Origin of the sequence: Streptomyces sp. NPDC006997, from assembly GCF_040635175.1 — a bacterium.
In the GTDB taxonomy this organism is placed as follows: domain Bacteria; phylum Actinomycetota; class Actinomycetes; order Streptomycetales; family Streptomycetaceae; genus Streptomyces.
In genome coordinates, this window is sequence record NZ_JBEYHH010000004.1 from 147,136 (window position 1) to 167,730 (window position 20,595).

18 protein-coding genes are annotated in these 20,595 nt (G+C 72.2%); 9 read left to right on the forward strand and 9 right to left on the reverse strand.

Annotated features, from left to right (window positions below; translation table 11 throughout):
• The first annotated feature begins 231 nt into the window (after positions 1-231).
• Both ABZ659_RS05370 and ABZ659_RS05375 read left to right on the forward strand, forming a co-directional pair.
• On the forward strand, positions 232-948 hold the full coding sequence (locus ABZ659_RS05370) for an ABC transporter permease (protein ID WP_360213973.1): 717 nt from the start codon (positions 232-234) through the stop codon (positions 946-948).
• 94 nt (positions 949-1,042) lie between these two features.
• Positions 1,043-2,077, forward strand: a complete 1,035-nt coding sequence (locus ABZ659_RS05375) for a COX15/CtaA family protein (RefSeq protein ID WP_360213688.1) — start codon at positions 1,043-1,045, stop codon at positions 2,075-2,077.
• On the opposite strand, the gene ABZ659_RS05380 is transcribed toward ABZ659_RS05375, so the two are convergent.
• The 4 genes from ABZ659_RS05380 to ABZ659_RS05395 form a co-directional block, all read right to left on the reverse strand.
• On the reverse strand, positions 2,032-2,763 hold the full coding sequence (locus ABZ659_RS05380; RefSeq protein WP_360213690.1) for a nucleotidyltransferase domain-containing protein: 732 nt from the start codon (positions 2,761-2,763) through the stop codon (positions 2,032-2,034). The genes ABZ659_RS05375 and ABZ659_RS05380 overlap by 46 nt on opposite strands.
• Before the next feature lie 82 nt (positions 2,764-2,845).
• Positions 2,846-3,952 (reverse strand): amidohydrolase family protein, encoded by a 1,107-nt coding sequence (locus tag ABZ659_RS05385; RefSeq protein ID WP_360213692.1) that lies wholly within the window; start codon positions 3,950-3,952, stop codon positions 2,846-2,848.
• Positions 3,953-4,042: 90 nt separating this feature from the next.
• Entirely contained in the window at positions 4,043-4,399 is a 357-nt protein-coding gene (locus ABZ659_RS05390; protein ID WP_360213694.1) for a hypothetical protein, read from the reverse strand.
• A gap of 84 nt (positions 4,400-4,483) precedes the next feature.
• Positions 4,484-5,341 carry a heme o synthase gene (locus ABZ659_RS05395; RefSeq protein ID WP_360213696.1) on the reverse strand — a complete coding sequence of 286 codons (858 nt, stop codon included), beginning with the start codon at positions 5,339-5,341 and terminating at the stop codon, positions 4,484-4,486.
• 486 nt (positions 5,342-5,827) lie between these two features.
• Here ABZ659_RS05395 and tkt point away from each other — a divergent pair, with 486 nt between their 5' ends.
• From tkt to pgl, 5 genes are read left to right on the forward strand one after another with little or no spacing between them, the layout of a single operon-like run.
• On the forward strand, positions 5,828-7,915 hold the full coding sequence (tkt, locus tag ABZ659_RS05400; RefSeq protein WP_360213698.1) for a transketolase: 2,088 nt from the start codon (positions 5,828-5,830) through the stop codon (positions 7,913-7,915).
• A gap of 34 nt (positions 7,916-7,949) precedes the next feature.
• On the forward strand, positions 7,950-9,068 hold the full coding sequence (gene tal / locus ABZ659_RS05405) for a transaldolase (protein ID WP_360213700.1): 1,119 nt from the start codon (positions 7,950-7,952) through the stop codon (positions 9,066-9,068).
• Positions 9,069-9,072: 4 nt separating this feature from the next.
• Entirely contained in the window at positions 9,073-10,608 is a 1,536-nt protein-coding gene (zwf, locus tag ABZ659_RS05410) for a glucose-6-phosphate dehydrogenase (protein ID WP_360213702.1), read from the forward strand.
• A complete protein-coding gene (gene opcA, locus ABZ659_RS05415; protein WP_360213704.1) occupies positions 10,605-11,651 on the forward strand; it encodes a glucose-6-phosphate dehydrogenase assembly protein OpcA in 1,047 nt (348 codons plus the stop codon). Before zwf ends, opcA begins: the two co-directional genes overlap by 4 nt.
• Positions 11,648-12,430, forward strand: coding sequence for a 6-phosphogluconolactonase (gene pgl, locus ABZ659_RS05420; RefSeq protein ID WP_360213706.1), 783 nt, complete (start codon positions 11,648-11,650; stop codon positions 12,428-12,430). The genes opcA and pgl overlap by 4 nt, the downstream gene beginning before the upstream one ends.
• A gap of 52 nt (positions 12,431-12,482) precedes the next feature.
• On the opposite strand, the gene ABZ659_RS05425 is transcribed toward pgl, so the two are convergent.
• From ABZ659_RS05425 to ABZ659_RS05445, 5 genes are all read right to left on the reverse strand, one after another.
• On the reverse strand, positions 12,483-13,322 hold the full coding sequence (locus tag ABZ659_RS05425; RefSeq protein ID WP_360213708.1) for a carbohydrate ABC transporter permease: 840 nt from the start codon (positions 13,320-13,322) through the stop codon (positions 12,483-12,485).
• On the reverse strand, positions 13,319-14,689 hold the full coding sequence (locus ABZ659_RS05430; protein WP_360213710.1) for an ABC transporter permease subunit: 1,371 nt from the start codon (positions 14,687-14,689) through the stop codon (positions 13,319-13,321). Before ABZ659_RS05430 ends, ABZ659_RS05425 begins: the two co-directional genes overlap by 4 nt.
• Positions 14,690-14,696: 7 nt before the next feature.
• Positions 14,697-16,025, reverse strand: a complete 1,329-nt coding sequence (locus ABZ659_RS05435; RefSeq protein ID WP_360213712.1) for an ABC transporter substrate-binding protein — start codon at positions 16,023-16,025, stop codon at positions 14,697-14,699.
• 39 nt (positions 16,026-16,064) lie between these two features.
• On the reverse strand, positions 16,065-17,675 hold the full coding sequence (locus tag ABZ659_RS05440; protein WP_360213714.1) for a glycoside hydrolase family 13 protein: 1,611 nt from the start codon (positions 17,673-17,675) through the stop codon (positions 16,065-16,067).
• A 135-nt stretch (positions 17,676-17,810) separates the two neighbouring features.
• Positions 17,811-19,082: an ABC transporter substrate-binding protein gene (locus ABZ659_RS05445; RefSeq protein WP_360213716.1), complete on the reverse strand. Its 1,272-nt coding sequence runs from the start codon at positions 19,080-19,082 to the stop codon at positions 17,811-17,813.
• A 151-nt stretch (positions 19,083-19,233) separates the two neighbouring features.
• Between ABZ659_RS05445 and ABZ659_RS05450 the strand changes: the two genes are divergently transcribed.
• Complete coding sequence (locus ABZ659_RS05450; protein ID WP_360213718.1) at positions 19,234-19,749, forward strand: PadR family transcriptional regulator; 516 nt, start codon at positions 19,234-19,236, stop codon at positions 19,747-19,749.
• Positions 19,746-20,501, forward strand: a complete 756-nt coding sequence (locus tag ABZ659_RS05455; protein ID WP_360213720.1) for an ABC transporter ATP-binding protein — start codon at positions 19,746-19,748, stop codon at positions 20,499-20,501. Before ABZ659_RS05450 ends, ABZ659_RS05455 begins: the two co-directional genes overlap by 4 nt.
• Positions 20,502-20,595: the final 94 nt, after the last annotated feature.

Sequence of the window (20,595 nt, forward strand, 5' to 3'; positions counted from 1 at the left end):
CTCGCATCGGGACCTGCCGGGGGTCCGGGGGTCGCCCCCCGGGACGACACAGCCTGGAGCTGACCGGCAAGGAGCTGCGTTCATGATTCCGCCCCGCATCGGGACCTGCCGGGGGTCCGGGGGTCGCCCCCCGGGACGACACAGCCTGGAGCTGACCGGCAAGGAGCCGCGCTCGTGACCACCCCCACCGGGGCCTACGCCCCCCGGCCCGGCGCCGCGCCGCTGCCCCGCATGATCGCCGCGCAGGCCGCGCTGGAGACGCGGATGCTGCTGCGCAACGGCGAGCAGCTGCTGCTGACGGTGGTCATCCCGACGCTGCTGCTGGTGCTGTTCTCCACCGTCGACGTCGTCGACACCGGCGCGGACGAGGCCGTCGACTTCCTCGCCCCCGGCATCCTCGCGCTCTCCGTGATGTCCACGGCGTTCACCGGGCAGGCCATCGCCACCGGCTTCGAGCGCCGCTACGGCGTGCTGAAGCGGCTCGCCGCCTCCCCGCTGCCGCGCTGGGGCCTGATGGCCGCCAAGACGGTGTCCGTGCTCGTCACCGAGGTGCTCCAGGTGCTCCTGGTGACGGTGATCGCGCTCGCCCTCGGCTGGTCGCCGCAGGGCAACCCGCTCGCCGTGGCGCTGCTGCTCGTCCTCGGCACGGCCGCCTTCTCCGGGCTCGGGCTGCTGATGGCGGGCACGCTGCGGGCGGAGGCGACGCTGGCCGCGGCGAACCTGGTCTTCCTGCTGCTGCTCGTCGGCGGCGGTGTCATCGTCCCGCTGGACAGGTTCCCCGACGGCGCCCGGGACGTCCTCGGGCTGCTGCCCATCTCGGCGCTCTCCGACGGCCTGCGCGACGTCCTCCAGCACGGCGCCGGAACGCCCTGGGGGGACCTGGGGATCCTCGCCGTGTGGGCGGTGGCCGGACTGGCCGCGGCGGGGCGCTTCTTCCGTTGGGAGTGAGCTGGGAGCGAACTGGGAGTGAGCTGGGAGTGAGCTGGGGACGAGGGGGCGTCCCGCGGACCCTAGTGAAAGCGTGCACAAACCCCGTCCTACGATGGTGGGCGTGCCGAACCTGACCCGCGCGGACGCCCAGGCCGCGCTGCGCAACCCGCTCGCCTTCGTCGCCGCCCGCTGGACCCCGGACCCCCGGACGGTGCGGCGGGCGGCGCTCGCCGCGCTCGTCATGTCCGTCGTGATCGTCGTCACCGGCGGCGCCGTCCGGCTCACCGGCTCCGGTCTCGGCTGCCCGACCTGGCCCAAGTGCACCGAGGACTCGCTGACCAACACCAGCGCGATGGGCGTGCACGGCGTCATCGAGTTCGGCAACCGCCTGCTGACCTACGTGCTGTGCGCGGCCGTCGGCTGGGCCATCGTCGCCGCCCGCTCGCAGAAGCCGTTCCGGCGCAGCCTCACCCGGCTCGGCTGGGCGCAGTTCTGGGTGGTCATGGGCAACGCCGTCCTCGGCGGCATCGTCGTGCTGGTCGGCCTCAACCCGTACACGGTCGCGGCGCACTTCCTGCTCTCCACCGCGCTGATCACCGTCGCCGCGGTGATGTGGCAGCGCACCCGGGAGGGCGACGCCGCGCCCCGCCCGCTGGTCGTCGAGCCGGTGCGGCAGCTGGCGTGGGCGCTGGTCGCCGTGGCGGGCCTGCTGGTCGCCGTCGGCACCGTGGTGACCGGCGCGGGCCCGCACGCGGGCGACTCCAGCGAGGTCCCGCGCATGGACGTGCCGTGGGAGGCGGTCACCCGGCTGCACTCCGTGCTGGCGTGGGTGGTGGTGACCCTGACCTTCGCCCTGTGGTTCACCCTGCGGGCGGTGGACGCCCCGTCCGGCGCGCGGGACCGGACGCGTGACCTGTTCCTGGTGCTGCTGTCGCAGGGCGTGGTGGGGTACGTCCAGTACTTCACCCACCTCCCCGAGCTCCTGGTCGGCGCGCACATGCTCGGCTCCTGCCTGGTGTGGATCGCCGTGGTGCGGGTGCCGCTCGCCCTGCGCGAGCGTCCCGAGGCGACGGTGACCGTCGTACCGGCGGCCCCGGCCGCTCAGGTGTACGACGCCACCAGCGCGTCGATCGCGGGCCCCAGGTAGGCCCGGGTCAGCTCGCCGCGGCGTACCGTCCACTCCTCGGTGGGCGGCTCGGGACGGTCGTAGCGCCGTAGCCGGATGTCCTCGACGACCTCGGCGGGGGCGCCCAGGGCGAGGAGTTCCGCCAGGGAGTCGCGCTTGGTGATCAGCCGTCCCTCGCGGAGGGTGACGGCGGCCCGGGCGAACGTCGTCAGGCCCACGTCGACCCAGTCGTCCCGGCGCCAGCGCGGGGCGTGCGCGACGGCGGGGCGCCAGAAGTCCCGCTGGTCGCGGACGACGAAGGCGCGCAGTTCGGCGTCCGGCACCGGCGGCAGCAGCTCGGCGGGGCGCGCGCCGTGCAGCACGCGGCCGAAGGTGAGCAGCTCACGCCGGGTGACGGGGGTGACCGGCCGTTTGAACAGCCGCTCGTGCGCCCAGGTCAGGTGCCGCCGGTCCGCTCCCGCCGCCGTGCCCGGCGTCAGATAGGTGCAGTGCAGGTGGGCCGCGAGCGGCTCGCCGCGCAGCCGGGCGTGCAGCAGGGCCAGCCGCCAGACGGTGCGCGGGGTGAGCGGGCCGGGCAGGACAGCGATCAGGTCGAGGTCGCTGCGTCCCTCCTGGTAGTCGCCCGCGGCCAGGGACCCGTGCGCCCAGACGGCGACGGGTTCGGGAAGGCCGGTCAGGAAGCGGTCGAGCAGTGCGTCGGTCGGCATGGGTGCAGTCTGTCCACCCCCGGCCCGCGTGTACACGCCCACCCCGGTCCGTACACCCGCGCCAGGCCGAACGCCTCCGCGCTCACTCCACCCCGTACACCCGCCGCGCGTTCCCCGAGGCGATCAGGCCGGCGACCCGCTGGGCGTCCGTCAGGGACCACGCCCCCTCGGCGACCCAGGTGCCGAGCACCCGGGCGAGCGCCTCCCGGAACAGCCGGGCGCCGACCACGTGCAGCTCCGGCAGGCCCCGCGCCCCGCTGGAGAAGAGGATCTTGCCGAAGGGGGCCAGCTCCAGGATCTCGGCGAGGACGGTGGCGGCGCGGGCGCCGGTCCGCACCAGCGCGGCGCCCGAGTCCGCGTACACGTGCGGGAAGACCCCGGCGAGATGGGCGGCGTGCCGGTGGTACGGGTAGCCGTGCAGCAGGACCAGGTCGGTGCCGAGCCCGGCGGTGGCCCGGACGAAGTCGGTCAGCAGCACCGGGTCGGTGCGGTCGATGCGCAGCCCCGGCTCCCCGAGCCCGGCGTGCAGCTGGAGCGGTCGGCCGGTGGCGACGGCGATCCACAGCAGGTGCCGCAGCAGCACCGGGTCGGTCAGCTCGCCGCCGACCCGGCGCCCGGCGAGCCAGCGCGCCGCCGCCCCGCGCACCTCACCGGGGCCGGGCGGCTCGGGCGCGAGGGCGAGTCCGTGCCGGGCGCCCGCGACGGAGGTGAAGGCGACGGCGTGCGCGGCGGCGCCGTGGACGGACTCGGCGAGGTTGGCGAGCAGCGCCTCGACGGTGCCGGAGGTGTCGGCGACCTGCTCGGCGAGGAGTTCGAGGCGGACGATCTCATGGGCCTCGGCGGCGGACGCGGAGGCCAGTTCGGGGGGTGGGGTGAGGTCGCCGGGGAGGCCGGTGTCGACCAGGTAGGTGGTGATGCCGCTGCCGCGCAGCAACCGGCGGCCCGCTTCCAGGGCGCCGAGTTCACGGCGCCGGGCGAGGTAGCGGGCGGGCGCGCAGTGCGGTTCCAGACCGAGCAGCGGCGGGCACCAGCGGCGTACCGCGAACCCGGTCTGGGTGTCGAAGAGGGTGGTGCCCGGCGCGGGAGGTCCCTCGGTACGGGCCAGCTGGGCCTCGAAGGTGCCGAGGCCCAGCTCGGTCCGGAGTACGCCGTGGCAGTACTGGTCCACGAGGGACGGCGTGTCGATCATCCGGGCTCCCCGTGTCGGACCGCGCGGGAGAGCGCCACCGCTCTCCGCTGTCCTAACGGGTGAACCGGGCGTCAGGTGTTGGGACCGGCCTCAGTCGTTGGCGGGGCCGCCCAACTGGATGCCCGCCATCCGGTTCCATTCGTACGGTCCGGTCTTCACCCGGGCCGCGAACTCGCCGTCGAACGTCTCGTGCACGGTGATCCCGGCCTCGCGGACCGCCTGCTCGGCGATGGCGTGGGTGGGCGCGACCAGGTCGCCCCAGCCGCCGTCCGCACCGACGAGGACGATCCGCGCGCCGCGCTCGCCCAGGTAGGCCACCTGGCCCTCGGCGCCGCCGTGCGCCTTGCTGAAGGCGCCGATCTGCCGGGCGAGCCGGGCCGCCTTGCGCTCCGCCCGCTTGTCCCCGGTCTCTCCGGCCTTCGCGTCAACCGCTTGCGTCTCTGCCATGGCCAGGATGCTACCGACGGGTAGATGAAACGGCGACGGGCGGGGTGCGTGGCCTTGACCACGCGCCCCGCCCGCGCGGACGTGTCAGCGGAGGAAGGGGTCCACCGCCACCGCCACGAACAGCAGCGACACATAGGTGATGGACCAGTGGAACAGCCGCATCTCCTTCAGCTTCGCGCCCGTCACCTCGGCCTTGGCCCGGTTCTGCAGGGCGTGCGCCTCCCACAGCCACCAGCCGCCCGCGGCCAGCGCGACCAGCGTGTAGAACCAGCCGGTGTAGCCCAGCGGGGTGAGCAGCAGCGAGGCACCGACCATCACCCAGGAGTAGAGGACGATCTGCCGGGCGACGACCTTGTTGGAGGCGATCACCGGCAGCATCGGCACGCCCACGCGCGCGTAGTCCTCCTTCACCTTCATCGACAGCGGCCAGTAGTGCGGCGGCGTCCAGAAGAAGATGACGAGGAACAGGATGAGCGGCGCGTACGACATCGAGTTGGTCACCGCAGACCAGCCGATCAGCACCGGCATACAGCCCGCGATGCCGCCCCAGACGATGTTCTGCGAGGTGCGGCGCTTGAGGATCATCGTGTAGACGACGACGTAGAAGAGGAGCGCGCCGAGGGAGAGCCAGGCGGAGAGCCAGTTGACGGCGAGGCCGAACAGCAGGGTGGAGACGACGCCCAGGGTGATGCCGAAGGCGAGGCACTCGCGCGGGCTGACCATGCCGGTGACCAGGGGGCGCTGCGAGGTGCGGTCCATCAGCGCGTCGATGTCCCGGTCGATGTACATGTTCAGCGCGTTGGCGCCGCCCGCGGAGAGGTAGCCCGCGAAGCAGGTGACCAGCACCAGGCGGAGGTCCGGCACGCCCTGCTCGGCGAGGAACATCACCGGAACGGTGGTGATCAGCAGCAGTTCGATGATCCGCGGCTTGGTCAGCGCCACGAACGCCTTGACCCGGGCCCCGAACGGCCGGTGAGTCGGGCTCTGGCTCGTCCCGCTATCCCCCGTTGCCTTGAAGGCATGGGCGGTGCCCCCATCCGCTGGACGGGATTCAACGGCCGTCACGCACACCCCTGACAGAGACTCCCAGCGAGCCCCCCGTGTGAACTCGGGGTAAAGGCTCGCGCGTACCACGCCACTGTAGACGTTGCCCATACCCCGGCCTCCGCGGGGGTGGGTCCGTGTTGGCGGAGCCACTCCGGGCACCCGTCCCGAGGTGCGCGGGGAGGCTCGGATGAGCACTCGGATGAGGAGGTCCGTATTCATGTGTCGAACGTGGTCGGAGCTGGTCGGGAGGCGGATCTGGGAGAGTCCCGGCAGTCTGGAATGACTCGAAAAGACGCACGTCCCTCCGGGGGTAGGCTCGACTGCGGCCGGTGGGCCAGAACACACCGGCATCCGACATGTGGAGAGGAGCCCTGACCCAGGGTGAGCACCAAGCCGACCACCACAGACCTTGAGTGGACCGAGCTGGACCAGCGGGCCGTCGACACCGCACGCGTCCTCGCCGCCGACGCCGTACAGAAGGTCGGCAACGGCCATCCGGGTACGGCGATGAGCCTCGCGCCGGCCGCCTACACCCTCTTCCAGAAGGTGATGCGGCACGACCCGGCGGACCCGGACTGGACCGGACGGGACCGTTTCGTGCTGTCCGCGGGCCATTCGTCCCTGACCCTCTACACCCAGCTCTACCTGGCCGGTTTCGGTCTGGAGCTGGACGACCTGAAGTCCTTCCGCACCTGGGGCTCCAAGACGCCCGGGCATCCCGAGTACGGCCACACGAAGGGCGTGGAGACCACGACCGGCCCGCTGGGGCAGGGTGTCGCCAACGCCGTCGGCATGGCGATGGCCGCCCGCTACGAGCGCGGCCTGTTCGACCCGGAGGCGGCCGAGGGCACCTCGCCCTTCGACCACCACGTCTTCTGCGTCGCCGGTGACGGCTGCCTCCAGGAGGGCATCTCCGCCGAGGCGTCCTCGCTGGCCGGGCACCAGAAGCTGGGCAACCTGGTCCTGTTGTGGGACGACAACCACATCTCGATCGAGGGCGACACCGAGACGGCCGTCTCGGAGGACACCGTCAAGCGGTACGAGGCGTACGGCTGGCACGTCCAGCGGGTCGCCCCGAAGCCGGACGGCGACCTCGACCCGCACGCGCTGTACGACGCGATCGAGGCGGCCAAGCGGGTCACCGACCGGCCGTCGTTCATCGCGATGCGCTCGATCATCGCCTGGCCCGCCCCGAACGCGCAGAACACCGAGGCCGCGCACGGCTCGGCCCTCGGCGACGACGAGGTCGCGGCCACCAAGCGCGTCCTCGGCTTCGACCCGGAGCGGTCCTTCGAGGTGTCGGACGAGGTCATCGGCCACACCCGGCAGGCCGTCGAGCGGGGCCGCCAGGCGAAGGCGGAGTGGGAGAAGCGGCTCCAGGAGTGGCGCAACGCCAACCCGGAGCGCGCCACCCTGTTCGACCGGATCAGCAAGGGCGAGCTGCCCGAGGGCTGGGAGTCGCACATCCCCGTCTTCGAGCCGGGCAAGGGCGTCGCGACCCGTGCCGCCTCCGGCAAGGTGCTCCAGGCGCTCGGCGCGGTGGTCCCGGAGCTGTGGGGCGGCTCGGCCGACCTCGCGGGCTCCAACAACACCACCATCGACAAGACCAGCTCCTTCCTCCCCGCGGGCAACCCGCTCCCGGAGGCCGACCCGTACGGCCGCACGATCCACTTCGGCATCCGCGAGCACGCCATGGCCGCGGAGATGAACGGCATCGCGCTGCACGGCAACACCCGGATCTACGGCGGCACCTTCCTGGTGTTCTCCGACTACATGCGCAACGCGGTTCGGCTGTCGGCGCTGATGCACCTGCCGGTGACGTACGTGTGGACGCACGACTCCATCGGCCTCGGCGAGGACGGCCCGACGCACCAGCCCGTCGAGCACCTGGCGTCGCTGCGCGCGATCCCGGGTCTGAACGTGGTGCGCCCGGCCGACGCCAACGAGACCGCGATCGCCTGGCGCGAGATCCTCAGGCGCTGGACGAAGGAGTTCGGCAAGGGCGCCCCGCACGGTCTGGCGCTGACCCGCCAGGGCGTGCCGACGTACGAGCCCAACGAGGACGCCGCCCGGGGCGGGTACGTGCTGTTCGAGGCCGAGGGCGGCGACGCCCAGGTGATCCTCATCGGCACCGGTTCCGAGGTGCAGGTCGCCGTGGCGGCGCGCGAGGAGCTCCAGGCCGCGGGCGTGCCGACCCGGGTGGTGTCCATGCCGTCCGTGGAGTGGTTCGAGGAGCAGGACCAGGGGTACCGGGACAGCGTCCTTCCGCCGAGCGTGCGGGCCCGGGTCGCCGTGGAGGCGGGCATCGGGCTCACCTGGCACCGGTACGTCGGGGACGCCGGCCGGATCGTCTCCCTGGAGCACTTCGGCGCGTCCGCCGACGGCAAGGTCCTCTTCCGCGAGTTCGGCTTCACCGCCGAGAACGTGGCCGCGGCGGCGCGGGAATCGCTGGCCGCCACCCAGCGCTGACGCTCACACACGACACGTAGGAGATGCAATTTCCATGACAGACGCACTGAAGCGCCTCTCCGAGGAGGGCGTCGCGATCTGGCTGGACGACCTGTCGCGGAAGCGGATCACGTCCGGCAACCTCGCCGAGCTGCTCGACGAGCAGCACGTCGTGGGCGTCACCACCAACCCGACGATCTTCCAGAAGGCGATCAGCGGCGGCGACGGCTACGAGCAGCAGCTCACCGACCTCGCCGCCCGCAAGGTCAGCGTCGAGGAGGCCGTCCGCATGATCACGACGGCGGACGTCCGGGACGCCGCCGACATCCTGCACCCGGTGTTCGAGGCGACCGGCGGCCAGGACGGCCGGGTCTCCATCGAGGTCGACCCGCGGCTCGCGCACCACACCCGCGCGACGGTCGCCGAGGCCAAGCAGCTGGCCTGGCTGGTGGACCGCCCCAACACGCTGATCAAGATCCCGGCGACCGAGGCGGGCCTCCCCGCGATCACCGAGGTCATCGGCAACGGCATCAGCGTCAACGTCACGCTGATCTTCTCCCTTGAGCGCTACCGCAAGGTGATGGACGCCTACCTCAGCGGTCTGGAGCAGGCCAGGGAGAGGGGCCTGGACCTCTCGCTGATCCACTCGGTCGCCTCGTTCTTCGTGTCCCGCGTGGACACCGAGATCGACAAGCGGATCGACGCGCTGGGCACCGACGAGGCCAAGGCGCTGCGCGGCAAGGCCGCCATCGCCAACGCGCGCCTCGCCTACCAGGCGTACGAGGAGGTGTTCTCTTCCGACCGCTGGTCGGCGCTGGAGAACGCGGGCGCCAACAAGCAGCGTCCGCTGTGGGCGTCGACGGGCGTGAAGGACCCGGCGTACCAGGACACGATGTACGTCACCGACCTGGTCGCGCCGAACACCGTGAACACCATGCCGGAGGCCACCCTGCTGGCCACCGAGGACCACGGGCAGATCACCGGGGACGCCGTCAGGGGTACGTACGAGCAGGCCCGCGCCGACCTGGACGCGGTCGAGGCGCTCGGCATCAAGTACGACGACGTGGTGCGGCTGCTCGAAGACGAGGGCGTCGAGAAGTTCGAGGCGTCCTGGGTCGACCTGCTGAAGTCCACCGAGGCCGAGCTGAAGCGCCTCGCCCCCTCGGAGGGCTGACACCTTGTCTCCCTCAGTCACCGGAGCGAACCCGCTTCGTGACCCGGCGGACCGGCGGCTCCCGCGTATCGCGGGGCCGTCGGGCCTGGTGATCTTCGGCGTCACGGGCGACCTGTCGCGGAAGAAGCTGATGCCCGCGGTGTACGACCTCGCCAACCGGGGGCTGCTGCCGCCGGGCTTCTCCCTGGTCGGCTTCGCCCGCCGCGACTGGGAGCACGAGGACTTCGCCCAGGTCGTACACGACGCGGTCAAGGAACACGCCCGCACGCCGTTCCGCGAGGAGGTCTGGCAGCAGCTCCTGCAGGGGATGCGGTTCGTGCAGGGCACCTTCGACGACGACGACGCGTTCGAGCGGCTGCGCGGCACCATCGAGGACCTGGACAAGGCCCAGGGCACGGGCGGCAACTTCGCGTTCTACCTCTCCGTGCCGCCGAGTTCCTTCCCGGTGGTCATCCAGCAGCTGAAGAAGCACCAGCTGGCCGACCAGCAGAACGGTTCCTGGCGGCGCGCGGTCATCGAGAAGCCGTTCGGGCACGACCTGAAGTCGGCCGAGGAGCTGAACAAGGTCGTCCACGAGGTCTTCGCCCCGGACCAGGTCTTCCGGATCGACCACTACCTGGGCAAGGAGACCGTCCAGAACATCCTGGCGCTGCGCTTCGCCAACACCATGTTCGAGCCGATCTGGAACCGGTCCTTCGTCGACCACGTGCAGATCACCATGGCCGAGGACATCGGCATCGGCGGCCGGGCGGGCTACTACGACGGCATCGGCGCCGCCCGTGACGTCATCCAGAACCACCTGCTCCAGCTGATGGCGCTGACCGCGATGGAGGAGCCCGCCTCCTTCGACGCCGACGCGCTGGCGGCGGAGAAGACCAAGGTGCTCGGCGCGGTCCGGCTCCCCAGGGACCTGGGCCGGGACACCGTACGCGGACAGTACGCGGCGGGCTGGCAGGGCGGCGCGAAGGTCATCGGCTACCTCGACGAGGACGGCATCGACGCCAAGTCGAAGACCGACACCTACGCGGCGATCAAGGTGGGCATCGACAACCGCCGCTGGGCGGGCGTCCCCTTCTACCTGCGCACCGGCAAGCGCCTCGGGCGCCGGGTCACCGAGATCGCGGTGGTCTTCCAGCGCGCCCCGCACTCCCCCTTCGACACCACGGCGACGGAGGAGCTGGGCTCCAACGCGATCGTCATCCGCGTCCAGCCCGACGAGGGCGTCACCGTCCGCTTCGGCTCCAAGGTGCCGGGCACCTCGATGGAGATCCGGGACGTGTCCATGGACTTCGCCTACGGCGAGTCGTTCACGGAGTCCAGCCCGGAGGCGTACGAGCGGCTGATCCTGGACGTGCTGCTGGGCGACGCCAACCTGTTCCCGCGCACGGAGGAGGTCGAGCTGTCCTGGAAGATCCTCGACCCGATCGAGGAGTACTGGGACAGCAACGGCAAGCCCGCCCAGTACCCGGCCGGGACCTGGGGGCCCGTCGAGGCGGACCAGATGCTGCACCGTGACGGACGGAGCTGGCGGCGGCCATGAAGATCGACCTGACCGACACCACCTCCAGCAAGATCAACAAGGCGCTGGTGCAGGGCCGCCGCGCCATCGGCACCCCGGCCGTGGGCATGGTGCTCACCCTCGTCGTCGTCACCGACGAGGAGAACGCCTACGACGCCCTGAAGGCCGCGGGCGACGCCTCGCACGAGCACCCCTCGCGCACCCTGGTCGTCATCAAGCGCGTCTCCCGCTCGCCCCGCGACCGCACCCAGTCCCGCCTGGACGCCGAGGTCCGCCTCGGCGCCGAGGCGGGCACCGGTGAGACGGTGGTGCTGCGGCTGTACGGCGAGGTGGCCGACCACGCCCAGTCGGTGGTGCTGCCGCTGCTGCTGCCGGACGCCCCCGTGGTCGTCTGGTGGCCGGTGAACGCGCCGCTCGACCCGGCGAGGGACCCCCTCGGTGCCCTGGCCCAGCGCCGGGTCACCGACACCTACGCCGCCGAGCGGCCGGTACGGGACCTCGCGGCCCGCGCCGACACCTACACCCCCGGCGACACCGACCTGTCGTGGACCCGCATCACGCCCTGGCGGTCGATGCTGGCCGCGGCCCTGGACCAGGTCACGTGCCGGGTGCAGGGCGTCGAGGTGGAGGGCGAGGAGTTCAACCCGAGCTGTGAGCTGCTGGCGATGTGGCTCGCGGAGCGGCTGGACGTGCCCGTCGAGCGGTCGGTGTCCGGGGGCCCGGGGCTGACGGCGGTGCGGATGACGACCGACTGCGGTCCGATCACCCTGGACCGGGCCGACGGTACCCTCGCCACGCTCTCCATCCAGGGCCAGCCGCAGCGGGCCGTGGCGCTCAAGCGCCGCGACACCGCCGAGCTGATCGCGGAGGAGCTGCGCAGGCTGGACCCGGACGACACCTACGCCTCCGCCCTGCGGTACGGGGTGCAGCGGCTGGCCTCCCCTCCGGAGGATCCGGCCGCGCGGGAGCCGGTGGCCGTTCCGGCGCCCGAGGCGTCGACGGCGAAGGCGCCCGCGAAGAAGGCCGCCAAGAAGGCCCCGGTGAAGAAGGCGGCGGCGAAGTGAACACCCCGCAGCTGGTCGTGCACCACGACAAGGAGCTGATGGCGCGGGCCGCGGCGGCCCGGCTGATCACCAAGGTGGTGGACGCCCAGACCTCGCGCGGGTCGGCGTCCGTCGTCCTGACCGGGGGCCGCAACGGCAACGGCCTGCTGGCCGCGCTGGCGGCGGCGCCCGCCCGGGACGCGATCGACTGGAGCCACCTCGACCTGTGGTGGGGCGACGAGCGGTTCCTGCCCGAGGGCGACCCGGACCGCAATGTCACCCAGGCCCGCGAGGCACTGCTGGACGCCGTGCCGCTGGACCCGAAGCGCGTGCACGCCATGCCCGCGTCGGACGGTCCGTGGGGCGGGGACGTGGACGCGGCGGCGGCGGCCTACGCGGAGGAGCTGGCGGCGGCGGCCGGACCCGAGGCGCACGCCCCGGTGCCGTCCTTCGACGTGCTGATGCTGGGCGTCGGCCCGGACACCCACGTCGCCTCGCTCTTCCCGGAGCTGCCCGCCGTACGGGAGACCGAGCGCACCGTCGTCGGGGTGCACGGCGCGCCCAAGCCGCCGCCGACCCGGGTCACCCTGACGCTGCCCGCGATCCGTGCCGCCCGCGAGGTGTGGCTGCTGGCCGCGGGCGCGGACAAGGCGCGGGCCGCGGCGATGGCGCTGTCCGGCGCCGGGGAGATCCAGGCCCCGGCGGCGGGCGCGAGGGGCCGGGCCCGCACCCTGTGGCTGCTGGACGACGCGGCGGCGGCACAGCTGCCGCGGTCGCTGTACCCCCCGGCGTCACCGTGACGGACCGGGTCCCCGCTCGCCGCCGCGAGCGGGGACCCGGAACTCGGGGGGCCTACTTGACCGAGCCGGCCATCACGCCCTGGACGAAGTGCCGCTGGAAGGCGAAGAACACCGCCACCGGCACGATCAGCGACAGGAACGCGCCGGGTGCGAGCACGTCGATGTTGCTGCCGAACTGGCGGATCTGCGACTGGAGTTCCACGGTCAGCGGCTGCGAGGAGCTGTCCGCGAAGAGCAGCGCCACCAGCATGTCGTTCCACACCCACAGGAACTGGAAGATGGCGAGGCTGGCGATGGCCGGGAGGCCCACCGGCAGCACCAGCCGGGTGAAGATCCGCCACTCGCCGCCGCCGTCCATGCGGGCGGCCTCCAGCATCTCCTTGGGCATCTCGGCGAAGTAGTTCCGCAGCAGGAACACCCCGAACGGCAGCCCGTAGGCGACGTGGAAGAGCACCACGCCGGGGATCGTGCCGAACAGGCCGAGCTGGCCGAAGAGCTTGGCCACCGGCAGCAGGCCGATCTGCACGGGCACCACCAGCAGCGCCACCACGACCAGGAACACCGGCTCGCGGCCGGGGAAGTCCAGCCAGGCGAACGCGTATCCGGCGAGCGCCGCGAGCCCGACGACCAGCACGGTGGTCGGCACCGAGATCAGGACGGTGTTCCAGAACGCCTGGACCATCCCGGAGTTGTCCAGCAGGGCCGAGTAGTTGTCGAAGGACAGCTGCCCGGGGCTGGTGAACACCGTCCACCAGCCGCCCTTGGCGGTGTCCTCGGCGGAGCGCAGCGAGGACAGCAGCAGCCCGGCGAGCGGGGTCATCCAGACGAGGCCGATGACGACCAGGAACGCCTGCACCACCGAGCTGCCCAGATAGCGCCGGACCGCGTTCATCGCTGACTCCTTCGGAAGCGGCGGACGTTGAACACCATCGCCGGGACCACCAGCAGCAGCAGGAGCACACCGAGCGCGCTGCCCAGGCCCTGGTCGTTGCCGCCGCCGAACGACACCAGCCACATCTGCGTGGCGAGCACGGTCGCGTCCTCCTGCACGGGCCCCGGCGCGATGATGTAGACGAGGTCGAAGACCTTCATCACGTTGATCACCAGGGTCACGAAGACGACGGTGAGGACGGGCGCGAGGAGCGGCACGGTGATCTTCCGGAAGATCTGCCACTCGTTGGCGCCGTCGATCCGGGCGGCCTCCAGCGCGTCCCGGGGCAGGGCGGACAGTCCGGCCCCGATCAGCACCATCGCGAAGCCGGTCCAGATCCACAGGTACGCCCCGATGATCGCCGGGGTGACCAGCGCGGGTCCGAGCCAGGAGACGCCGTCGTAGGGCGGGGCGAAGTTGGCGGCGGGCAGCTTCAGCGCGTAGCCGCCCTGGTCGAGGCCGGTGAAGCGGAAGGTGCCGTCGCCGTCGGTGGTGGTGCTGGCGACCGTGCGGCCGTCGCGCACCGCCTCGACGGTCAGCTCGGGCAGCCCGCTCTCCTTCGCGTCGACCTTGCCCTGCTCGCCGCCGCCCCCGGGGGTGAAGTCGAGGTAGACCACGCCGCGCAGTTCGCCGGGGACGGCCTGGAGGCCGTCGGCCCCCTGGGCGGGCCGGGCGCCGCCGGGCAGGTCGTCCGGCGCCACCCCGACGAGGCCGAGGGTGACGGCGTCGCCGGGGGAGACGCTGGCGTCGGTCCGGTAGGCGCCGTCGCCGTCCTTGGTCAGGCCCTGGTCGGGGCGGGGGCGGGCGGCCGGGTAGGACGAGGTGCCCTGGAAGGCGTCGTGGACCGAGACGACGGCCGCGTTGAGGACGCCCTTGTCGGGGTCCTCGTCGTAGGCGAGGCGGAAGATGATGCCCGCGGCGAGGAAGGAGACCGCCATGGGCATGAACAGCAGCAGCTTGAACGCGGTCGCCCAGCGGATCTTCTCCACCAGCACGGCCAGGACCAGCCCGAGGCCGGTGAGCAGGGTGGGGGCGACGACCACCCAGATCGCGGTGTTGCGGACGGCCTTGAGGGTGGCCGGGTCGCGGAACATCTCGGTGTAGTTGTCGCCGCCGACGAAGCGGTCGCCGGAGGCGTCGAAGAAGCTGCGTCCGACGGAGAACAGCGCAGGGTAGAGCACGAGGGCGCCGAGCAGGAGCAGGGCGGGGAAGACGAACAGCAGGGCGATGACCCGGCCCCGCCGCCGGGCGCGCCGGGCGCCCGGCGGCGGGGTGAGCGGCGGCGGGGGGTTCGCCGGGCTCGTCTCCTTGGTGAGGGTGGCGGTCATGGCCGTATCAGCCCTTGTACGCCTTGGCCGCCGCCTTCTCCAGCTCGGCCGCGGTCGCCTTCGGGTCGGAGGGGTCGCGCAGGAAGTCCTGGAGGATCTTCCACTCGCCGACGCCCTTGGTGCCGCCGAAGGCGGCGGGGGCCTGGTCGGACATGTCGAAGCGGACCGAGTCCCCGGCGTCGACGAGGGACTTGGCGGTGGCGCGGGTGACGTCGTCGCCGTAGGAGGTGAGGTCGAGCGCCTTGTTCGGGGAGAGGAAGCCGCCCGCCTCGGCCCACACGGCGGCGGCCTCGGGGGTGGCCAGGTACTCCAGGAGGGCCATCCCGGCCTTGGAGTTCTTGCCGTCCTTCAGGAGGACGGCCGCGTCACCGCCGCTGACGACGGGCGCGGTGCCGCCGTCGACGGGCGGGAACGGGAAGAAGTTGGCGTCCTTGCCGATCTCCCTGCCGAACTGGTCCTTGGCGACGCCCGCGACGAAGTCGCCCTCGTAGACCATCCCGGCCTCGGGCTCGGGGCCGAAGACCTTCTCGACGGAGCCGGGGAAGTCGGTGTTCAGGGCCTGCTTCTGGCCGCCCGCGACGAGCTGCTCGTCCTTGAAGAGTTCGCCGAGGGTGCCGAGCGCGTCGACCACGGTCTGGTCGGTCCACTTCAGCTCGTGCGCGGCGAGGGCGTCGTACTTCTCGGGGCCCGCCTGGGAGAGGTAGATGTTCTCGAACCAGTCGGTGAGGGTCCAACCGTCCTGACCGGCGACGGAGAACGCGGCGAGCCCGGAGTCGGAGACGGTGTGCCCGGCGTCCAGCATCTCGTCGTAGGTCTTGGGCGGCTCGACCCCGGCCTGGGTGAGGGCCTCGGGGCTGTACCAGACCGTCGACTTGTGGGCGGCCTTGAAGTAGAGGCCGTAGAAGGTGCCGTCGACGCTGCCGTAGTCCTTCCAGACGGGGGCGAAGTTGGAGTCGACGGCCTGTTCGGTCTTCTCGGAGAGCGGGGTGAGCCAGCCCTCCTTGGCGAACTGCTGCAACACGCCGACCTGTGGGACCATCACGACGTCGGGCGCGTTGCCGCCCTCTATCTTGCTGCCGACGACGGTGGAGACGTTGTCGCCGGTGGAGACGAACTGGGTCTTGGCGCCGGTCTGCTCGCCGAACGCGTCGAGGACCTTCTGGAAGTTCTTCTGCTCGGTGCCGGACCAGACACCGGCGACGGTGACGGTCTGGCCGTTGAGCGACTGGTCGCCGCCGCCCGCGCTGACCGGGTCGTCGTCGCCGCAGGCGGTGGCGGTGAGCGCCAGGACGAGGGCGGTGCAGCCGGTGAGCAGGGTGGTACGTCGTCGCATCATCGTTGATGTCCCTTCGGAGAACGGTGGGTGAGGGGAGGTTCAGAGGTCGCCGAGCCACCAGGCGGCCGTGGAGCCGGGCAGTTCCCCGGCGGGGCAGGGGCCGCTGGCGAGCAGCGGGGTGCCGGGGACCGGCGCGGGGATGGGCGCGGTGGTGAAGTTGACGGCGCAGACCAGGCCGTCGCCGCGGACGAAGGCGAGGACGCCGGGCGGGGTGTCCAGCCAGGTGAGCGTGCCCTCCCCCAACTGGGGCAGCGCGGCGCGCAGGTGGAGGCCGTCGCGGTAGAGGTGCCAGAAGGAGCGGGTGTCGGCGAGGGCGCGGTCGGTGGCGTACTCGGCGAAGTACGACGGCTGCGGCAGCCACGGCTTGGCCCCCTCCGCGCCAAAGCTGAACCCGAACGGCGACGCCTGTCCCGACCAGGGCAGCGGCACCCGGCAGCCGTCGCGGATCCGGGCCCGGTTGCCGGTGCGGCGGAAGATCGGGTCGGTGAGCACGTCGTCGGGCAGGTCGACGACCTCGGGCAGCCCGAGTTCCTCGCCCTGGTAGATGTACGCGGCACCCGGCAGCGCCAGCATCAGCAGCGCGGCGGCACGGGCACGGGCCGACCCGAGGCCGCTGCCCTGCGGGGTGGGTTCGCCGTAGCGGGTGACGGTGCGGACCTGGTCGTGGTTGTTGAGGACCCAGGTGACCGTGGAGCCGGTTCCGGCGATGTCCTGCATGGCCTCGGAGATCACCTTGCGGAAGGCGTCGGCGTCCCAGTCCGCGCTGAGCAGGTCGAAGAAGAACGCCTGGTGGAGTTCGTCGGCGCGGACGTACCGGGCGTGCTCGCGGGCGGTGGGCACGGACACCTCGCCGACGAGGAGCCGTTCGCGGCCGTCGCGGGCGGTGTACTCCTCGCAGACCGCGCGCCAGTGCCGCCACACGTCGTGCACCTCGGGCTGGTTCCAGGCGAGCGGGTTGACCGAGTCGCGGGTGCGGGCGTCGGCCTCGGGGTCGGGTGAGTCGGGCAGTCCGGGGTGCTTGTAGAGGCCGGCGGCGACGTCGACGCGGAAGCCGTCGACGCCGCGGTCCAGCCAGAACCGCAGGGTGGCGTCGAAGTCGGCGGCGACCTCCGGGTTGCGCCAGTTCCAGTCGGGCTGCTCGGGCGTGAACATGTGCAGGTACCACTGGCCGTCGTCGACGCGGGTCCAGGCGGGGCCGCCGAACATGGCGTGCCAGTTGTTGGGCGGCTCGGCGCCGTCGGGGCCGCGGCCGTCCGCGAAGTGGAAGCGGGCGCGGTCCGGGCTGCCGGGCGCCGCGGCGAGCGCGCGCCGGAAGTCCGGGTGGGCGCTGGAGCAGTGGTTGGGGACGATGTCGAGCAGCACCCTGACGCCGAGCCGCCGGGCCGTGGTCATCAGCAGGTCGAACTCGGCGAGGTCGCCGAAGACCGGGTCGACGTCGCGGTAGTCGGCCACGTCGTAGCCGTGGTCGGCCTGCGGTGAGGGATAGAAGGGGCTCAGCCATATCCCGTCGACGCCGAGCTTCCTCAGGTAGGGCAGCCCGGCCCGGACCCCGGCGAGATCGCCGATGCCGTCGCCGGTGCTGTCCAGGAAGCTGCGGACGTACACCTGGTAGATCACCGCGTCGCGCCACCAGGGACACTTACTTGCCATGTATGCATGTTAAGTAGCCGTGTCACGGAGGTGTCAATGAACAGCACGCAAGCTACCGGGCAGTTGACCGCGAATCTACGGATCTATCCGTCCGTAACGGACAGAGATGAGATGTTGGCGTTACCTAACAAGTAACTAGGAACGGGTGAGCGCGTCGAGTTCCCGCGCCAGCCGCCGCACCGCCTCCTCGGGCGTGTGCCGCCCGGCCAGCGCGTCGTGCACGACCGCCTGCACCACCAGGCTGACCTGGTCGTAGCGCGGGCTCTTGGGGCGCGGCGCGGCCGTCCGCACGCTCTCCCGCAGCGTCGGCAGGTAGGGGAACCGCCGCACCAGCTCCGGGTCCTCGTACAGGTCGGCGCGGACCGGCGGCAGTGCGCCCCGGGTGAGCACCTGGCGCTGCACGCGCTCGCTGGTGAAGTACGCGATCAGCCGGGCCGCCGAGTCCGGGTGCCGGGCGTGCCTGCTGACCGCCAGGTTGGACCCGCCGAGCACGCTGGTGCCGGGCCCGTCCGGGCCGGGCAGCGGTACGGCGCCGATCTTCCCGGCGACCGGGGAGCCCTCGGCGGCGGCGACGGCGTACGCGTAGGGCCAGTTGCGCAGGAAGAGCAGGCCGCCGTCCTGGAAGGCCAGCTTGGACTCCTCCTCCTTGTACGTCAGCGCCTCGCGCGGTATCCAGCCCTCGCGCACCCCGCGCGCCAGGAACCCGATGCCCTCGCGGGCCGCCGCGGAGTCCACGGTGACGCGCTCGCCCTCGCCGCCGAGGATGGTGCCGCCCGCCGAGTAGACCGCCTCGGCCGCGTTGACGGTGAGGCCCTCGTAGGGCAGGAACTGGCCCGCGTAGCCGTCGAGTCCGTACTTCGGGGCGACGGTCTCCGCCATCCGCTCCAGCTCGGCCCAGGTGCGCGGCGGGTCCAGGCCCTCGCGGTCCAGGACGTCCCTGCGGTACAGCAGCAGCCCGGCGTTGGTGACGTACGGGACGGCGTACAGGCGTCCGTCGTAGGTCGCGGTGTCGACGACCCGGGGCAGGAAGGTGTCCAGCGGGAAGCGGTCGCGCGGCAGCGGGCGGATCCAGCCGGCCGCGGCGAACTCCGAGGTCCAGTTGACGTCGATGTTGAGGACGTCGAACCGGCCGCGTTCGTCGCCGCGCAGGTCGGTGGCCATCTGGGCGCGGGTCTCGTCGGCGGAGTCCGGCAGTTCGACGAGGGTGACGCGTTCGCCGGGGTGGGTGCGGTTCCAGCCTTCCAGCAGCGGGCCGAGGTAGCCGGTGAGGTCGCCCGCGGTGGCCAGCGTCAGCGGGCCACGGCCGGCCGCGGCGCCCTCGTCGGCGCGGGCGCCGGAGGCGGCGTAACCGGTCAGGATCACCACGAGGACGAGGAGGCCCCTACCCGCGGCACGGATCCACCGCATAGGTTCCTCCCTGTACCCGCCCCCGGGCGCCGTCGCCCGGATCTGGGGCATGTATAGCGGTTAGGTATGGGCGATACTAGGGCCTGGACCACATCCCGAGACCCGTACGAGCCCCGCTGGACCACTTCACGAGGACAGGAGGACCGCACGAGTGCGCCTGCCCCTCCTGGCACTCCTCGCGCGCGGCCCGGCCCACGGCTACGAGCTGAAGCAGGACCTTGAGCAACTGCTGGGCTCCGCGTACCCTCAGCCGAACGTCGGCCAGATCTACGTCACCCTCGGCCGCCTGGAGAAGTCGGGACTGATCGAGGGCGAGGACGTCGAGCAGTCCAGCCGACCCAACAAGAAGGTCTACCACCTCACCGACGCCGGGCGCGAGGCGCTGCGCGGCTGGTACGAGGAGACCGCGGACGAACCTCGGGTACGGGACGAGTTCTTCATGAAGCTGGCCCTCGCTCCGCAGACCGGTCTCGCCGACCGGATCGCACTCATCAACAAGCAGCGGCGCCAGTACCTCAACACCATGCGGGACCTGTCCCGGCTGGCCGCCGCCGAGGACCGGGACAACCGCGTCGCCCATCTGCTCATCGAGGGCGCCATGCTGCACCTGCAGGCCGACCTCGACTGGCTGGAGCGGTGCCAGGAAGAGCTGGAGGAGCTGGGATGAGCGACGGTCCCGCTCCCGTACTGCTGCGCGCCGAGGGCCTGGTGCGCACCTACCACGGCGAGGGCGCGCCCGCGCACGCGGTGCGCGGGGTCGACCTGTGCGTGCGGCGCGGCGAGTTCGTCGCCGTGACCGGCCCGTCCGGGGCGGGCAAGTCGACCCTGCTGCACCTGCTCGGCGGGCTCCAGCGGCCCGACAGCGGCAGCATCTGGCTGGACGACGAGCGCGCCGACGGCTGGAGCGAGGCGCGCTGGGCGGTGCAGCGCAGGAAACGGATCGGCATCGTCTTCCAGTTCTTCAACCTGGTCTCCAACCTGTCCGTCGCCGACAACGTCGAACTGCCCGCGCTGCTCGCCGGTCTCCCGCCGAAGCGGGCCCGCGCGGAACGCGAGCGGCTGCTGACCGAGCTGGGGCTCGCGGGCAAGGAGCGCGCCATGCCCGGCGAGCTGTCCGGCGGCGAGCAGCAGCGGGTCGCCCTGGCCCGCGCCCTGGTCAACCACCCGCCGCTGCTCCTCGCCGACGAGCCTGCGGGCAGCCTCGACAGCAAGGGCACCCGCGAGGTGATGCGGCTGCTGTCCCGCTTCCACCAGCGCGGCCAGACGATCCTGCTGGTCACCCATGACGCCCGCCTCGCCAGCGCCGCCGACCGCGTGATCAGCTTCTACGACGGCCGGATAGCCGACGACGCGGACCTGACCGACGGCCCACCGCCGCGCCGACCGGGCATATCCGGCGTCCTGGAACTGAAGGACTGACCGCGATGCCCGCCGCACACGGCTCCCCGGCCCGCGATGCCGGACCCGGCACGCGCACGACGGCCCAGCCGCCCGGCCACCGCGCGCGCCCCTC

Excerpts from the sequence above, each read along its gene's own strand:
- ABZ659_RS05390 (WP_360213694.1), bottom strand. The coding sequence starts at position 4,399 with ATGGCAGAGACGCAAGCGGTTGACGCGAAGGCCGGAGAGACCGGGGAC.
- ABZ659_RS05380 (WP_360213690.1), bottom strand. The coding sequence starts at position 2,763 with ATGCCGACCGACGCACTGCTCGACCGCTTCCTGACCGGCCTTCCCGAA.
- ABZ659_RS05430 (WP_360213710.1), bottom strand. The coding sequence starts at position 14,689 with ATGACCGCCACCCTCACCAAGGAGACGAGCCCGGCGAACCCCCCGCCG.
- ABZ659_RS05435 (WP_360213712.1), bottom strand. The coding sequence starts at position 16,025 with ATGATGCGACGACGTACCACCCTGCTCACCGGCTGCACCGCCCTCGTC.
- ABZ659_RS05385 (WP_360213692.1), bottom strand. The coding sequence starts at position 3,952 with ATGATCGACACGCCGTCCCTCGTGGACCAGTACTGCCACGGCGTACTC.
- opcA (WP_360213704.1), top strand. The coding sequence starts at position 10,605 with ATGAAGATCGACCTGACCGACACCACCTCCAGCAAGATCAACAAGGCG.
- tal (WP_360213700.1), top strand. The coding sequence starts at position 7,950 with ATGACAGACGCACTGAAGCGCCTCTCCGAGGAGGGCGTCGCGATCTGG.
- ABZ659_RS05455 (WP_360213720.1), top strand. The coding sequence starts at position 19,746 with ATGAGCGACGGTCCCGCTCCCGTACTGCTGCGCGCCGAGGGCCTGGTG.
- ABZ659_RS05425 (WP_360213708.1), bottom strand. The coding sequence starts at position 13,322 with ATGAACGCGGTCCGGCGCTATCTGGGCAGCTCGGTGGTGCAGGCGTTC.
- ABZ659_RS05440 (WP_360213714.1), bottom strand. The coding sequence starts at position 17,675 with ATGGCAAGTAAGTGTCCCTGGTGGCGCGACGCGGTGATCTACCAGGTG.
- ABZ659_RS05375 (WP_360213688.1), top strand. The coding sequence starts at position 1,043 with ATGGTGGGCGTGCCGAACCTGACCCGCGCGGACGCCCAGGCCGCGCTG.
- ABZ659_RS05370 (WP_360213973.1), top strand. The coding sequence starts at position 232 with ATGATCGCCGCGCAGGCCGCGCTGGAGACGCGGATGCTGCTGCGCAAC.
- ABZ659_RS05445 (WP_360213716.1), bottom strand. The coding sequence starts at position 19,082 with ATGCGGTGGATCCGTGCCGCGGGTAGGGGCCTCCTCGTCCTCGTGGTG.